Origin of the sequence: Rhodohalobacter halophilus (assembly GCF_001715195.1) — a bacterium.
Classification (GTDB): domain Bacteria; phylum Bacteroidota; class Rhodothermia; order Balneolales; family Balneolaceae; genus Rhodohalobacter; species Rhodohalobacter halophilus.
The window spans coordinates 117,716-132,030 of the sequence record NZ_MDWE01000001.1 but is presented as its reverse complement, the minus strand read 5'-3'; the positions used below and the strand labels follow the sequence as shown (position 1 = coordinate 132,030).

Genomic DNA, 14,315 nt, shown 5'->3' with positions numbered 1-14,315 from the left:
CGGAGATTTTTTGTATTTTTGCCTGCATGTTAGTTGAAAGAGAAAACCCCCACAGAACGGAATATCTGCTCAATGTACCCGAAGGGCAGCATACGGATATTCGTTTGGATAAGTATATCACCTCGTTTGTTCAGAATGCATCACGAAATAAGGTGCAAAAAGCGATTAAGGACGGACATGTGTTGGTAAATGGAAAGATTGAAAAATCATCCTACATCATGCAGCCGGGTGATAAAATTGAGATCAGCCTGCCTAAACCTCCGGCGCCCGAAGCAAAGCCGGAAGACATCCCAATTAATATTGTATATGAGGACGATGACATCATAGTGGTGAATAAAGAGGCCGGTATGGTGGTGCATCCCGCATTTGGGAATTGGTCCGGCACCATGGTAAATGGATTGCTTTATCATGCAGATAGTCTGTCTAAAGAGGAGGAAGAGACCGTTCGTCCGGGGATTGTGCATAGGCTGGATAAAGATACAAGCGGCCTGCTTGTAGTGGCAAAAAACGAAGTGGCTCATAAAAAACTCTCGGCACAGTTTGCTAAAAAGAGTGTGGATCGCACCTACTGGGCATTGGTGTGGGGAAATCCTCCTGAGAGCGGAACAATTGAAGGGAATATCGGCCGGTCTCCGCAAGATAGAAAAATTATGACGGTGCTGAAGGAGAACAGAGGCAAGAAAGCCGTGACTCATTTTGAGATCATTGAACAATTTGATCACCTGGCACTGCTTCAAATAAATCTTGAAACCGGCCGTACCCATCAAATTCGGGTTCATATGCAGCACCAACACAACTATGTGTTTGGAGATCAAACGTATGGTGGGGATTCAGTTCGTTATGGGCCCAACACGGGATCTCGGAAAGCAATGTTCAACAACCTGTTTGCCAAACTGAACCGACAGGCCCTTCACGCAAAAACCCTTGGATTTATTCATCCCGGCACGGAAGAATATGTGGCGTTTGATTCCGAACTGCCCGAAGATTTTCAGTTCGTGCTGGATATGCTGAGAACAAATTGTAAACCATAATAAAATTATGTCTGATAAGAGTAAGAAGATCAATATTGAAGTTGAACTGGATGAGAAAAACATCCCCGAAAACATACAGTGGAATGCAACAGACTTGCAGGGATATGATGAGGCGAGTTGCCGGGCCATGATCCTTTCCATGTGGGATCACACTCGAAAAGATACATTACGGCTCGATCTTTGGACCAAAGATATGACCGTAGATGAGATGAAGATTTTTTTCCATCAAACACTCGTAACCATGGCAGATACGCTTGAAAAGTCTATCAACGACCCGAGAATAAGTGGCGATATGCGTGATTTTTGCGCCTATTTTGCCGAAAAAATGGAAATTTCAGAATAAGAAAAGTGTACGATACGCAGCAGAATTGTTATTATATTAAATCTCTGCTTAAATCAAATTGAACATTATGCAATATCTCGATTTTGAACAGCCAATTGCTGATCTGGAAAAGAAAATTGATGAACTGCAGGAAATTTCTGTAGATGATGAAGTACTGAAGCCTGAAATAGACCGGCTTCGGAAAAAAGCGGATCAGCTTCGTGAATCGATTTTTTCGAACCTTACACGCTGGCAAAGAGTGCAGTTAGCTCGTCACCCCGAGCGCCCGTACACGCTCGACTATATTGAGCGGATTACTGATGATTTTATTGAACTCCACGGCGACCGATATCACTCCGATGATAAAGCGATTGTGGGTGGATTGGCAACTATTGACGGGCAGTCGGTGATGATTATGGGGCACCAGAAAGGACGTGATACCAAAAGCCGGCAGTACAGAAACTTTGGAATGGCCAATCCCGAAGGCTACCGTAAAGCACATCGCCTGATGAAAATGGCAGAAAAATTTGGCATACCTGTGATAACACTGATCGATACGCCGGGTGCTTACCCCGGCCTGGAGGCAGAAGAGCGCGGACAGGCTGAGGCGATCGCCAAAAATCTGAAAATGATGGCCGTACTCGAAGTGCCCATGATTGCCATTATAATTGGGGAGGGCGCCAGTGGCGGAGCCATTGGTATTGGAATGGGCAATGAAGTTTATATGATGGAAAACACCTGGTATTCGGTTATTGCTCCTGAGTCATGCTCGTCCATACTTTGGAAAACATGGGATTACAAAGAACAGGCTGCTTCGGCACTAAAACCTACAGCAAAAGATTTGCTCGAACTGAAAGTTATTGACGGTATAATCCCTGAACCGCTTGGCGGAGCCCACCGCGATTATAGCAAGGCTGCAGAAGCGGTTAAAGCTCAAATTCTCAAAAGCTTGAAAAAGCTCAAGAAATTGAGCGCCGATAAACTGATTGATCAGCGTATAGAGAAGTACGCATCGATGGGGGTATGGGAGACAGCTTCCGGTAAAAACAGTAAATCGTAATGATTGATTTCCCGGAAAACGATCCGGTTCTGAATTACAGCCATACGCTTAGAAGCAGGTATGGTGAGACGGATCAGATGGGGTATGTCTATTATGGTAGATACCTGGAGTATTTTGAAGTTGCCCGAACCGAGATGATTCGTTCTCTTGGTTTTTCTTACAAAAAACTGGAAGATGAAGGAATTATGCTACCGGTTATCTACTCTCAAATAGAGTATAAAGCTCCGGTCTTTTATGATGAGCAGATGAGGATAGAGGTTTCTGTTTTTGATAAACCGCTGGTTCGGCTCGAAACATTCTACAGAATTTTTACTGATCGAAGTGAAAATCCAAATGTATTGGGACAGGTAAATCTCTGTTTTACAGACAGTAAAACCCGTCGGCCCCTCAAGGCTCCGGATCATTTTTTATTACATCTGGAAAACCGGTCTGATGGATGAAAAACAGAGGAATCTATGTTGGCGTCTTGGCAGCATTTACCATGCTTCTACTCTTTTCATTGGGCAGCGGAGTTTGGGGTGGCTCTGACGGGGTACACTGGACAGAACAGCTATTTATGGGGGTTTGTCATCAACTGCCTGACCGGACGTTTACATTCATGGGGGAGCGAATGGCGGTCAACACCCGCTGTTTTGGAATATTTTTAGGCTTATGGATTGGGTGGGTGGTGATTCCTCTGTTTAACGACAAAATTGCAGAAAAAAAATGGCCTTTATTCTGTCTTTTGTTTGCAGGGTTACTTCAAATCATCGATTATTCAGGCAACTTATTTTTATTATGGGAAAATACAAACAGTTCGCGCTTTGTTCTGGGGACGCCATTAGGTTTTTTTAGTTCACTCATAATCGCCGATCTGTTTCAATCAAAATAAAACGGGATACATTATGGAAATGGAAGAAGTAGAACAGGAAGCGTCTTTCAACTTTAATAACTACTGGCCTTCGGTTGCAATTGTTGGGGCAATTTTTAGCGTTGTCAGCTTTGTAATCGGGCTCTTTTTCGGCTATCAGCAGATCAACGCAGAACCTACGGGTTCATTCATTTCACCGGTCATGATCAGCAGCGGTGTGATCTGTCTGGCAACCGCATTTGCCGGATTACTTACTGTGTGGCACTACACCAAAGAGGTGAGTCCATTTATTAAACTTGGGCAAGGTGCATTGATTGGATTCTTTACCGGCGCCGTGATCGTTATTTTCAGCGCAGTTCTCAATGAGATGTGGCACCTGATTGATCCTTCCTATACCGAAAAATTGATTGAAGCGACTATTGCCAATGTTGAAGCAATGGACCTTCCCGCCGATGCAAAAAATGATATGGTTGATGCCATGGCTGAATCCATGCGAAGTAACTCATTTTTTCGTCAAATTTTCATTGGAATTCCAATTCCCGGACTTTTAAATATGGCAACAGCCATGATTGGTGTGAAAGTGTTCGGTAAAAAAGAAGACGAGATCAATTTTTAAATAATGACATTAAATTCAACGGATTCATCAACAACACAACATACTGTTCAATCCTGGGCCGAACGGAACGGATTTGCCGATTGGGCAATTGCTTTAATTTGGCTCATTGTTGCATTTGTAATGTTTCAGCTTACAGCCGGCATCATCTTTTTGGCTCTGATGTTTTTCAGCGGAGAGATTTCATCATCTGCTGAGGTTGAACAAGTGCTCATGAATCGGCTCGATCTCTTGTTTGTCGGGAATTCAACCGGTCAGATTCTTTTTCTTGGGATCGCTTCGTTTTTGATCGCCCGTTTACATCTGAGCAGAAGAACTGTTACTGAGTTTTTGAGGCTGAGGTGGAAGCAGGACACACCAGTTTACATCCTTTTGGGAGCCCTTTTGGTTGTTGTGGTTCAGCCTGTCATTCTTTATTTGGGATATTTTAATTCACTGCTCCCAATCCCGGAGTCGTGGACAGATATGCAGGTTTCTCAATACGAAATGTTCGAGCAGTTTTTAAAAACCGACGGAATCGTCTGGTTTGGACTATTCCACATTGCTTTGGTTCCTGCATTTTGTGAGGAGTTACTATTTCGTGGATATATTCTCAGGGCATTTCAAAAAAGCTGGGGAATATTTATAGCTATTATTGTATCCGGATTAATATTTGGGCTTTTCCATCTGCAGGTTCCAAATTTGCTGCCTCTTGCATCACTCGGAATTTTGCTTGCTGTGATGACCTGGCTGAGTCGGAGTCTGTGGCCGGCTATTGTGGCACATTTCGTGAATAACGGAGGAGCCGTACTGTTGGCTACAACCTACCCGGAACTTGCCTTTGGTGATGTAACTGCAGAATCCTTACCATCTGTATGGCTGCTTCTGGTAAGTATTATTCTTACCGGGGGAGTCATTTACACGATGATCCACCGAACCGAAGCGATAATGGAGTAATGATGCTGAAAGGATCGAAGCCAAATCAGTTTGATAACTGGGTCTGTGTGATGGAGAGGGGCACGGAGTACGAAGTGCAGATGGCAAAGAACTATCTGTCCAATATTAATATTCCATCCAATATTTTGTCGAAACGTGACTCATCCTACAGCCTCAATATTGGTGAGATGTCAATGGTTTATCTCTATGTGCCCAAGGAGTTTGAAAAGGCTGCGCGTATGGCACTTCAGGAGCTCAGCCAATCAGAAGAGGATGAAAATTCTGAGGAGGATGAAGACTCTTGAGTGAACTAGCCAAACGAATTCTTGTTGCTTTGCCGGCCGCCGCATTTTTTATCTGGATGGTGTGGCTTGGCGGTGCTGCCTTTCAAATCACAATATTTGCCGTGCTTTTGATTACCGTTTGGGAAGTTCACAACATGATGGTGAAAACCGGTTTTAGTGACTTCTTCCCGGTCTCACTTCTTTTAGTTTTATTGCTATGGAGTCCGCCATTTATACCTTGGTGGCTCATACTTACCGCGGCCGGGGTTGCCTCTCTGCTCACAGTAATTGCGGTTGCAGGACGGCAGTCCGATCGGTCCGTGCGATGGCTAACTACACTTTTTACCGGAGTTTACCCAACTGTTGGATTTATGATGCTGGTTAACATTCGTGAGCTGGGTACTACTACTATAGACGGCTTCTGGCTGACCATGACGTTATTGTTGATGATCTGGGGAAATGATGTTTTTGCCTATTTTGGCGGTAAATCGTTCGGTAAACATAAACTGGCTCCGAAGATCAGCCCCAAGAAAACATGGGAAGGTTTCGGTTTCGGTTTTCTGGGTGCCGCCGCCGGATTTTTAATCGCATTTTTCTGGGCCGATTTTCATCCGCTGCGGCTTTCGGCTATTATCCCGGCGGTTGTGATTGTAAGTATTGCGGGGCCGCTTGGAGATATTTCCGCCAGCAGAGTAAAAAGAATAGCCGGAGTAAAAGATTCATCCAATATTTTACCGGGACACGGTGGTTTGTTTGATCGGTTTGACTCTCTTCTGCTTTCAGCTCCATTTATCTACTTTTTATATTATTTAATTTTATAACCACAGGGATTGAAATTCCCGGTCGGATTGTTAATTAATACTATGGAAGAAAAACGCATCTTAATAACTGGCGGAACAGGTTTTGTGGGAAGATATTTACGTGAAGAACTTCTCAAACAGGGCAATTACTTAACCATTGTCACCCGATCTCCAAAAGCTTACAAATCGGAGCACACCAAGAATCAAAAGTTCATCACGCTTGATGAAGTTCCGGATGTAATGGAGTCGACTGATGTGGTCATTAATCTGGCGGGGGAAAATCTCTTTGGACAACGATGGACAGAATCGGTCAAGAAGAAAATTTATGATAGCCGTATTTCTATCACCCGTGAACTGGTAGATGCAATCAGAGCCTCGAGTAAAAAACCGGATGTTTTCATCTCAGCTTCCGGTATTAATTATTATAAACCTGCCGGAGATGATGTTATTACGGAGGGGAGCAAAGCTGCAGATGACTTTCTCGCAAAGGTTTGTAAAGATTGGGAAAAGGAAGCGGTGAATGCAAGAGAGCTTGGGGTTCGGGTTGTGATCTCGAGATTTGGGATTGTCCTTGAAGAGGATGGAGGGGTTATTGAGAAAATGAAGCTGCCTTTCTCATTATTCGTTGGCGGTGCGATTGGTCCCGGTACTCAGTATTTGTCCTGGATACATATGAAAGATCTTTGTAATGCAATCGTGTTTGCAATAGAGAATGAAGAGATAGATGAGGTATTCAATGCTACTGCACCAGAGCCGGTAACTATGAATGAGTTTGCATCGGCTATGGGGCGTGTGATGAACAGACCTTCATTTTTCCGTGTGCCGGAATTCGCTTTGAACATCGCCTTGGGAGAAGCTGCTGTACCGGTTGTTTCAAGCCTGAATGTTCAGCCCAAAGTACTCCAGAAGGCAGGATTCAATTTCCAATTTGAAGATGTAGAAACAGCCCTCGGAGATATTCTTTGACCTGTTAATCAATTCGACTCCCCCTCTTTTCTTACCTCCAAAATTGTCCAGCTTCTTAAACCGTCGCGGGTCTGGGCAATAATCTCGATATTTCCATCACCGGTTACATCCTGAATAATTGGATGGTTCATGCCGGTAGTTGGCAGATCCAGAATTCTGGCACCGGAAACTACATCCCAGGCGTAAAGCCGGCCAAAACTGGCAAGTGCAACCAGATCCATTCTTTGATCGCGATCAATATCCGATATTAATGGGGCGAAACTGTTTGACGAGGGCTGCCCCATGGTTTGCGTAACGACCAATCTGCCTGTATCATCGTAGAGGAATAGTGATCCGTTGGAAGATTGAATGAGCACAAAGTCGTCCCGAACCAATTCATCATCCACTCTGAGCATTAGGTTATGACTACTCGGGGTAGCGTTCAATGTAGTGTTAGATATCTGGATGGATTGTACAAATAGTGAGTCGGATGCATGAGTTACTGATAATGAGTCAGCAAAGAGTGCATTCGTTCCGATTGCATACAGGCTTCCGTCATACCCTGCTCCAACAATATGTTCTTTGAATTTGGATGGAGCACCATAAATTTGAGCGGGAAGAAATACGGGGAATCCGTTTCGGCGCTCACCATTGATAGACCAGGCATGGAGTGTATTCTCCGAATAGGTAAAAATGGAACGTTCACCTTCGTAAGTACCGATAAACGGAGGCTCGTCAATGGTGGCATTTGTACTTTGTGGCCAGCCATTTAGTGCCCGGCCTCTTGAGTTGAGAATGTGCAGGTTGCGGTCATTGGTTCCCACCACAAGCTCTGCTACTCCGTTTCGAGTAATATCCTCAACTGTAAGAGGAGTTGTAATATTTTCATCTAATGATATAGGGAAATTGGGCAGAAGTGCACCGGAATTATTCCAGGCATACACTTTATTTCCGGCTGCCTGTAAAATCACATTCTGATTATTGCCGTACCAATCGTAGACCACAGGTGCTCCGATCGGTGTATCATCACCGGTGGAAGCTTCCAGAACCGTTGTTCCGTCTGCTGCGAGCGCAAAGACATTGCCTCTGTTTGTAGAGAATATTACTTCATTTCTTGAACTGCCGGTGATGTCGGCCAGTACAGAAGGGCCGGTAATTTCAGCACCGCCCAGTGGAAATATCCATCTTTCGCGATAGGGCTGATCGATACTTTCCCGCTCAAAAGAGTGAATTTGAACCGTGAGCCTGTCAGGTGATTCCAGTTCTGTGGTAATCACAAGCTGATCAAGGGGAGAGAGCAGTGTGCTGAGGTAATTTTGAGGATAAAGCCATGGTTGAATGTAGGTGTCAAAAGCCCTGGCATTCATGTAAAAAATTGAGCTTACAGATTCACTGATGGTCTCTTTTATCTCCATGAAATCGTCATCATAGTACATCACACGGCGGCGGTTTGCGTCACCTCCTATACTTTCAACCAACCCTTTTCGGCTTGCAATGGCCGCTACTTCATCATAAACGGTCACATAGAAGTCGATCATTGGGTTCAGCTCACTTCCAAACAGCCTGGCAAGCCAGCTGCTTTGTATGGAGTAAGTGTTCCCGTCGCGTATGATTAAATCTTCCTGAACAAGCTCATTAAGTGCGGAACGGATCGTAGATGCACTGCTGATTTTTCGTAGATATAGATATTCACTGGTGCTCTCTGCTCCCGACTCTGCAAAGGTGGCAAATGCAAACTCAGAATCCAGCTCGGCTGCAATATCCTGCCAAACAGATAGGTTTTGCTCAATAAACCGGTCGGTGTCGGTTTCCGGTGTGTACTCTTCGGGTGGAACCGATCTGGGCTGCAATCTTTGAATGGAGAATGCTGCACTGTTTACAGGAATGTATCGGTCGAGAGTAAATCCACGCTCTTCCGAACTGATTGATCGGAGCAGGGGAGACCGGTTTTCCCCCAGGTTCATGGCTGCGCTCATACGCCAGGATTCTGTTTCAGCATTTGTAGAATCCATTCGGAAAACGAGAGGGCTTCCTCCGGTAAACATATTTGCAAGATGAGGCCTATAAGTAACCTGGGCAACTTGCTTCACCCAGCTTTCCAAACTTACAGTATTGACAATAAATGAACCCGCTGCGGCCTCTTCCGGAAGCAGGTTTATCGGATTGTCTTCACCGGTGAGCGTGCGTATCATATTCTCAATTCCCAGGCTCGATTCCGAAAAGATGAAGTAATCTCCAAGCGTAATCACAAAAAGTACACGATCATCCAGGAATAGCTTTTCGATGGTATAACCGTTAAAGAGGTAGCGATTCTGCTCAAATCGTTTTTGATGCTTTGCAGTGAGACGGCCAAACAGGTTGGATGGGGCATTCGAAATCCATACCGGCTGCCAGTCATTGGCCATATCTGGGTAGAAAAGGACGGCTTGGATTGAGGTTTCTCCCGGAGCCTCCTCATCAACATAATTAATTAACTGAATGGCAGAAGGGGTCATATCATCCAGAAGCGGTGTGTATTGCGCCTCAAGGAGATCAAAAATGGCCGTGTTTTGCTCAGGTACGAGAACAAATGGCGTGTCGCCCGGAACCAGCTCTGTCCAGTGATTCACAGACTTATTTGAGCAACCTGCCGCAATGAGTACAATTAAAATTAAAACGAAATAGCGTGGGATAGATGATAAATTATTCACTGACAGCTTCAGGATAATATGTTTGTTCAGGATCGGTTAATACCATAGCTTAATACCCATTCGGATGAATTGTTCCAAACAGGCAGGCTGTAAAGGTATAAACTTTTTGTGTAATGAGCTTTTTAAATCCTCTGTTTCTAATAGCGTTGGCGGCAGCATCCATACCGCTGCTTATCTACTGGCTCAACGTTAGGAAACCGAAAAAAGTCCGATTTTCTACACTGGCTTTTTTCGACAGTTTAAAAGAGACTGCACTTAAACGGCTGAAGTTCAAAAGAATTTTACTGCTTCTTGTTCGAATGGCCGCCATTTTGATGCTGGTTTTTGCTGCAGCTAAACCTTTTTTACCCGGAGGGTTTGGACTTTCGGCCATCAATGAACCGAAAGCGGTTGCGGTGCTAATTGATAACAGTCCGTCGATGAGCCAAATTGACCGGAATGGGCCATTTATGGATCAGGCAAAAGAAGCTGCGGAGCAGATTGTTAACATGGGAAAAAGGGGGGATCGATATCTGTTGAATGTTACAAACGGAGAATCAATAAACACGCCCTTTCTATCACCGGAAGCTGCCGCCAGCAGGATACAGAGAATTGAGTCGGTTAATAAAGGCAACTTTATTTATGAACGGTTGAGTGATTTAATCGATCGGCTGAATGAAGCTGAAGAGCCAAATAAATGGCTCTATGCGATAACCGACGCCCAGATATCTCAGTTGGGGCAGCTGATTGAAAACGAGTTTGAAGGCAGTGACAATATCCGGGTACATTTTATTTCTGTGGGTGAAACACAAAGTGCAAATGTTGGGGTTGAGAGTACGCAACTTGAGGAGGCTGCGTTAACTGGAGGAGATGAATTGCGGCTGCGTGTCAGAGTTCGGAATTATGGTGAGGAACGTGTAACAAACCGGTTTTTGAATTTTATACTTGAAGGTGAACTTCAAAGTCAGCAGGCAATAGAGTTGGAGGGGGGGGCACAGCACGAATTCCAATTTTCTTTTCCTTCTGATGGTCAAGACTTCATCTCAGCAGAAATTGTAATTGATGGTGATGAACTTACATTTGATGACCACTACTATGCGGCGATTGAGCTCCCAAAAGTACGTAAAATTGTCGTTGTGCACGATGATGGAAGTTCTTCCGGATTCCAGTCCTATCTGCTGCCGATGCTGGAAGTTATGGCTGAGGAGCAAAATCGTTACGAAATAAACTTCTTCACGGCAGATGAAATAGGGCCGGACGATTTTTTTGACGCAGATGCTATTGTACTTGATGCGGTGCAAAACATTCCGGATTACATTTCTCAATCCGTTTTAGATGTAGTTCAGGATGGAGCCGGCGCTTTATTGATTCCTGCCGCCGAAGGGGACATCTCTACCTACAACCGGATACTTGGAAGCGGGAGTACCGGACAATACACGAACGTTTCCGGATCATACGGTTCTTTTGACGTTATTGACCGGATGGCAGCACCTTCAAGCGGACACCCTGTTCTGGACACAATATTTGATGTGCCGCAGGGTGAGGATATCCAACTGAATGTGCCGGAAATTTTCTACATGTTTTCGATTGAGCCGGGAAATGGAGCAGGTACATTCCCACTTCTCGAAACAAGCAATGGACAATCACTGATCCAAGAGAGCAGGGTGGGCAACGGCAGGATCATCTACTCTGCCATTGGCAGTAACCCGGGCTGGTCAAACTTTCCGGTAAAACCGTTTTTTGCTCCATTCTTTTACAGAACAGTGGAATATCTGTCGAGTGGTAAAGGCGCTAAATTAAATGATTTCCGATTAGGAGAACCCCTTTCCATTTTATTGGATACCCCGGTAGAATCAGCCGAGATTGAGAAGGGTGGAGAAACCGTATTGGCCGATGTTACCCGTCAGTTTGAGGGAACACGATTAACGTATAATGGTAAAGAGTGGACACCCGGATTTGGTAAGGTTCTGTCAGACGACAGAGAATTGTTATTTTCAGTCAACCAAAATGCAATGGAATCAGATTTAAAATCGTTAGAGTATGCAGAACTGAATGAACTGCTCGGTGATAAGTTTGAACAAGTTCGGGTTTTGGAGATGCATGATGACGGTGAAGAGCTGATTACGGAGCTTGAAAGTGCTTCACTGGGCAGAGAAATTTGGTTTTGGTTTATCATCGCCGCAATTATATTATTATTGACAGAATCTGTAATCAGCAGGTTCTACAATATCGAATCTGATTCTTAAATGAACATTACAACTGATATATACAGCCTCTTTGTATTGCTGCTCGCGCTTTTCACAATTGGAGCCACGTTGTTAGCGGCATATTCTGTTGCAAATGCCTGGCGCCTTAGAAATATTCGGTTGAGCTGGAAGTGTGGAAAATTATTTGGTTATCCACTTTTTTCAACTCTATTTCTGATATTCGGGCTCGGTGTTGCAGGATATGTCTGGAGCAACGGGATGGAGAAGTATCAGATAATCCTGGGAAGTTATATCTGGATGGGAGTTAGTTGGTTTACAGCCAGTTATTTCTCTACGAAAGTTTATGTGACAGATCATGGGATCGTTAAGAATGTAAATGACCCGTCTCAAACCATCGCCTGGCACCAGATACGTGATTATGTAGAAAAGCCGACAGAAAAGGGTTCAGAATACATTTTCATATACGATAAGTCAGATAGAAACGAGACTGCAAGAAAAAAATTAATCCGGCTTGAACTGCTTGTGCCGGACGAGAAGTGTTCAAAATTTGACAAACTTGTCTCATTAAAAATTGGCAAGACAATGTCTCCGGTTCACGGCACTTCTTTCGACATCAAAGCATTTGATTAATTTCACTCTAATTAGGCTATAAGAATTTGTTAGACGATATACGAAAACCATCCCTCGACAAAGAGAGAGCAATTCTGGTGGGAATTTACGGACCTGAAACACCGCGCTGGCTGGCAGAAGAGTATCTGGATGAGCTTGAATTGCTAACCGATACAGCCGGTGCCGACACCGTTGAGAAAATACTGCAAAATCGTCCGCACCCCGACCCTACAACATTTGTGGGAACGGGCAAACTGCGAGAATTAAAAACATTGGCTTCAGAAAAGGGTGCAGACGTATTGATTTTTGATGATGATCTGAGTCCCACACAGATACGGAACATTGAAAAAACTGTGGACAATAAAGTACTGGATCGCAGCGGTTTGATTCTGGATATTTTTGCATCACGTGCAAAAACGGCGGCTGCAAAAACGCAGGTTGAGCTGGCTCAGTTGCAGTATTTGCTGCCACGACTGACCCGCTTTTGGACTCACCTCTCTCGACAGAAGGGTGGGATTGGAACAAAAGGACCCGGTGAAACCCAGATCGAGACTGACCGGCGTTTGATTGGTAAACGGATCTCTACGTTAAAAGAGAAGCTGGAAAAGCTCGATAAACAGCGAACCACACAGCGCAAGAACAGACAAGGAACGATTCGGGTATCTCTGGTTGGATATACAAATGCAGGGAAATCCACCCTGATGAATTCATTGACCGATACCAATGTACTGGCTGAAGATCGTCTTTTCGCCACGCTCGACTCCACTGTTCGGCGTCTTGACCTGGAGGATCATCAAATATTGTTATCCGACACGGTAGGATTTATCCGAAAACTGCCACACAACCTGATTGAAAGTTTTAAGTCAACATTGGATGAAGTTCGGGATGCGGATATTCTTCTTCATGTGGTGGATGCATCAAGTAAATTAATTGAAGATTATATAGACGTTGTTCGCGAAACTCTTGAAGAGTTAGAAATTGAAGGAAAGAAAATGATTCTTGTGCTGAACAAGATCGATCGGCTTGAACCAAACCAGTTGATACATCTCAAAAAAGAGTTCCCCGGAGCCGTGTTTGTTTCAGCTGCCCGCGGTATTGGCTTGGGTAAGCTTAAAGAACGAATTACATCGCTTATAGAAGAGGATTATGTAGAATTTGCATACGATGTTCCAATGTCGCATTATAAGGCAGTAGCATATTTGCACGAAGTGGCAGTAATTGATCGCGAACATTTTGAAGGAAATCACGTTACAATAGAAGGCAGCGTGTCAAAAGCAGAACGAGATCGTTTTGAAAGCATGCTGGCCGAAATTCAACCGGTAAACTCCCAATGACGTGTTAGCAAAAGAGCTTTTAAATACCGATTTCACTCCTCTCCGGCCCGACAGCCCAATCTCTGCGGTATTGGCCAAAATGGATGCGTGGCATGCCACGCAGATTCCCGTACTTGAGCCATCAACAGGGAGGTTGGTTGGAGTTATTCAGTTCGAAGACGTGGCCGATCAGAAAGATGAATCGGCACCTGTAAACTCGATTCAGCTGCACAACCCAATTTTTGTATATGCGGGACAGCACCTGTTTGAAGTAGCCCGGTTGATACTTCAGCATGAAATCCGGTTGCTACCGGTGGTGGATGATGAAGGTGGTTATCTTGGAGTGATAGAGAAAAAAGATATTCTGGAAGCTTTTTCAAAAATGCTCAATATTACTACTTCCGGATCGGTCCTTACGGTTGATGTGGCTAAAGAAGATTTTACGATCTCAGAACTGGTTCATCTGATTGAAATGGAAGGTGCCAAAATTCTTGGTTTGACGGTTGAACAGGCTTCGGGTGACAATCTTCGATTACGAATATCGATTAAAATCAGCCATATCGATACATCAGCCGTTGTTTCTTCTCTGCAGCGTCATGGGTATCTCACAACCACAGAGAACAGAAACGATCTGTTTCAAACAGACATCTCTTCCCGTGCGGATGAGCTGCTTCGCTATCTTGATGTATAGTTTGTA

The 14,315-nt window shown here is 44.4% G+C and carries 15 protein-coding genes; 14 read left to right on the top strand and 1 reads right to left on the bottom strand.

Going from position 1 to position 14,315, the window contains the following annotated elements; all coding sequences use genetic code 11:
- Positions 1–26: 26 nt before the first annotated feature.
- From BG260_RS00530 to BG260_RS00485, 10 genes are all read left to right on the top strand, one after another.
- On the top strand, positions 27–1,031 hold the full coding sequence (locus BG260_RS00530; RefSeq protein WP_083750004.1) for an RluA family pseudouridine synthase: 1,005 nt from the start codon (positions 27–29) through the stop codon (positions 1,029–1,031).
- 7 nt (positions 1,032–1,038) lie between these two features.
- Positions 1,039–1,374: a gliding motility protein GldC gene (gene gldC, locus BG260_RS00525; RefSeq protein ID WP_069129987.1), complete on the top strand. Its 336-nt coding sequence runs from the start codon at positions 1,039–1,041 to the stop codon at positions 1,372–1,374.
- Between the two features lie 67 nt (positions 1,375–1,441).
- On the top strand, positions 1,442–2,413 hold the full coding sequence (locus tag BG260_RS00520) for an acetyl-CoA carboxylase carboxyltransferase subunit alpha (RefSeq protein ID WP_069129986.1): 972 nt from the start codon (positions 1,442–1,444) through the stop codon (positions 2,411–2,413).
- Positions 2,413–2,853: an acyl-CoA thioesterase gene (locus tag BG260_RS00515; protein WP_069129985.1), complete on the top strand. Its 441-nt coding sequence runs from the start codon at positions 2,413–2,415 to the stop codon at positions 2,851–2,853. Before BG260_RS00520 ends, BG260_RS00515 begins: the two co-directional genes overlap by 1 nt.
- The gene (locus BG260_RS00510) at positions 2,850–3,284 is read left to right on the top strand and encodes a DUF2085 domain-containing protein (RefSeq protein ID WP_069129984.1); all 435 of its coding nucleotides are present in this window, start codon (positions 2,850–2,852) and stop codon (positions 3,282–3,284) included. Before BG260_RS00515 ends, BG260_RS00510 begins: the two co-directional genes overlap by 4 nt.
- 19 nt (positions 3,285–3,303) lie before the next feature.
- The gene (locus BG260_RS00505) at positions 3,304–3,879 is read left to right on the top strand and encodes a DUF4199 domain-containing protein (RefSeq protein ID WP_176719395.1); all 576 of its coding nucleotides are present in this window, start codon (positions 3,304–3,306) and stop codon (positions 3,877–3,879) included.
- A 3-nt stretch (positions 3,880–3,882) separates the two neighbouring features.
- Entirely contained in the window at positions 3,883–4,812 is a 930-nt protein-coding gene (locus tag BG260_RS00500; protein ID WP_069129982.1) for a type II CAAX endopeptidase family protein, read from the top strand.
- Positions 4,812–5,096 (top strand): hypothetical protein, encoded by a 285-nt coding sequence (locus BG260_RS00495; protein ID WP_245683871.1) that lies wholly within the window; start codon positions 4,812–4,814, stop codon positions 5,094–5,096. Before BG260_RS00500 ends, BG260_RS00495 begins: the two co-directional genes overlap by 1 nt.
- Entirely contained in the window at positions 5,093–5,896 is an 804-nt protein-coding gene (locus BG260_RS00490; RefSeq protein ID WP_069129981.1) for a phosphatidate cytidylyltransferase, read from the top strand. Before BG260_RS00495 ends, BG260_RS00490 begins: the two co-directional genes overlap by 4 nt.
- A 42-nt stretch (positions 5,897–5,938) precedes the next feature.
- Entirely contained in the window at positions 5,939–6,841 is a 903-nt protein-coding gene (locus BG260_RS00485; RefSeq protein ID WP_069129980.1) for a TIGR01777 family oxidoreductase, read from the top strand.
- A gap of 8 nt (positions 6,842–6,849) precedes the next feature.
- Here the strand turns inward: BG260_RS00485 and BG260_RS00480 are convergent, their stop codons facing one another.
- Entirely contained in the window at positions 6,850–9,429 is a 2,580-nt protein-coding gene (locus BG260_RS00480) for an FG-GAP repeat domain-containing protein (protein ID WP_083750003.1), read from the bottom strand.
- Between the two features lie 194 nt (positions 9,430–9,623).
- Between BG260_RS00480 and BG260_RS00475 the strand changes: the two genes are divergently transcribed.
- From BG260_RS00475 to BG260_RS00460, 4 genes are read left to right on the top strand one after another with little or no spacing between them, the layout of a single operon-like run.
- Positions 9,624–11,735 (top strand): BatA domain-containing protein, encoded by a 2,112-nt coding sequence (locus BG260_RS00475; protein ID WP_083750002.1) that lies wholly within the window; start codon positions 9,624–9,626, stop codon positions 11,733–11,735.
- Positions 11,736–12,326 carry a hypothetical protein gene (locus tag BG260_RS00470; protein WP_069129978.1) on the top strand — a complete coding sequence of 197 codons (591 nt, stop codon included), beginning with the start codon at positions 11,736–11,738 and terminating at the stop codon, positions 12,324–12,326. It abuts the gene before it with no gap.
- A gap of 26 nt (positions 12,327–12,352) precedes the next feature.
- Positions 12,353–13,639: a GTPase HflX gene (hflX, locus tag BG260_RS00465; RefSeq protein ID WP_069129977.1), complete on the top strand. Its 1,287-nt coding sequence runs from the start codon at positions 12,353–12,355 to the stop codon at positions 13,637–13,639.
- Position 13,640: 1 nt separating this feature from the next.
- The gene (locus BG260_RS00460; protein WP_069129976.1) at positions 13,641–14,309 is read left to right on the top strand and encodes a CBS domain-containing protein; all 669 of its coding nucleotides are present in this window, start codon (positions 13,641–13,643) and stop codon (positions 14,307–14,309) included.
- Positions 14,310–14,315 lie beyond the last annotated feature (6 nt).

Coding starts and splice junctions, on each gene's coding strand:
- BG260_RS00470 (WP_069129978.1), top strand. CDS start 11,736: ATGAACATTACAACTGATATATACAGCCTCTTTGTATTGCTGCTCGCG.
- BG260_RS00475 (WP_083750002.1), top strand. CDS start 9,624: ATGAGCTTTTTAAATCCTCTGTTTCTAATAGCGTTGGCGGCAGCATCC.
- BG260_RS00500 (WP_069129982.1), top strand. CDS start 3,883: ATGACATTAAATTCAACGGATTCATCAACAACACAACATACTGTTCAA.
- gldC (WP_069129987.1), top strand. CDS start 1,039: ATGTCTGATAAGAGTAAGAAGATCAATATTGAAGTTGAACTGGATGAG.
- BG260_RS00510 (WP_069129984.1), top strand. CDS start 2,850: ATGAAAAACAGAGGAATCTATGTTGGCGTCTTGGCAGCATTTACCATG.
- BG260_RS00520 (WP_069129986.1), top strand. CDS start 1,442: ATGCAATATCTCGATTTTGAACAGCCAATTGCTGATCTGGAAAAGAAA.
- BG260_RS00515 (WP_069129985.1), top strand. CDS start 2,413: ATGATTGATTTCCCGGAAAACGATCCGGTTCTGAATTACAGCCATACG.
- BG260_RS00530 (WP_083750004.1), top strand. CDS start 27: ATGTTAGTTGAAAGAGAAAACCCCCACAGAACGGAATATCTGCTCAAT.
- BG260_RS00495 (WP_245683871.1), top strand. CDS start 4,812: ATGATGCTGAAAGGATCGAAGCCAAATCAGTTTGATAACTGGGTCTGT.
- BG260_RS00485 (WP_069129980.1), top strand. CDS start 5,939: ATGGAAGAAAAACGCATCTTAATAACTGGCGGAACAGGTTTTGTGGGA.
- BG260_RS00505 (WP_176719395.1), top strand. CDS start 3,304: ATGGAAGAAGTAGAACAGGAAGCGTCTTTCAACTTTAATAACTACTGG.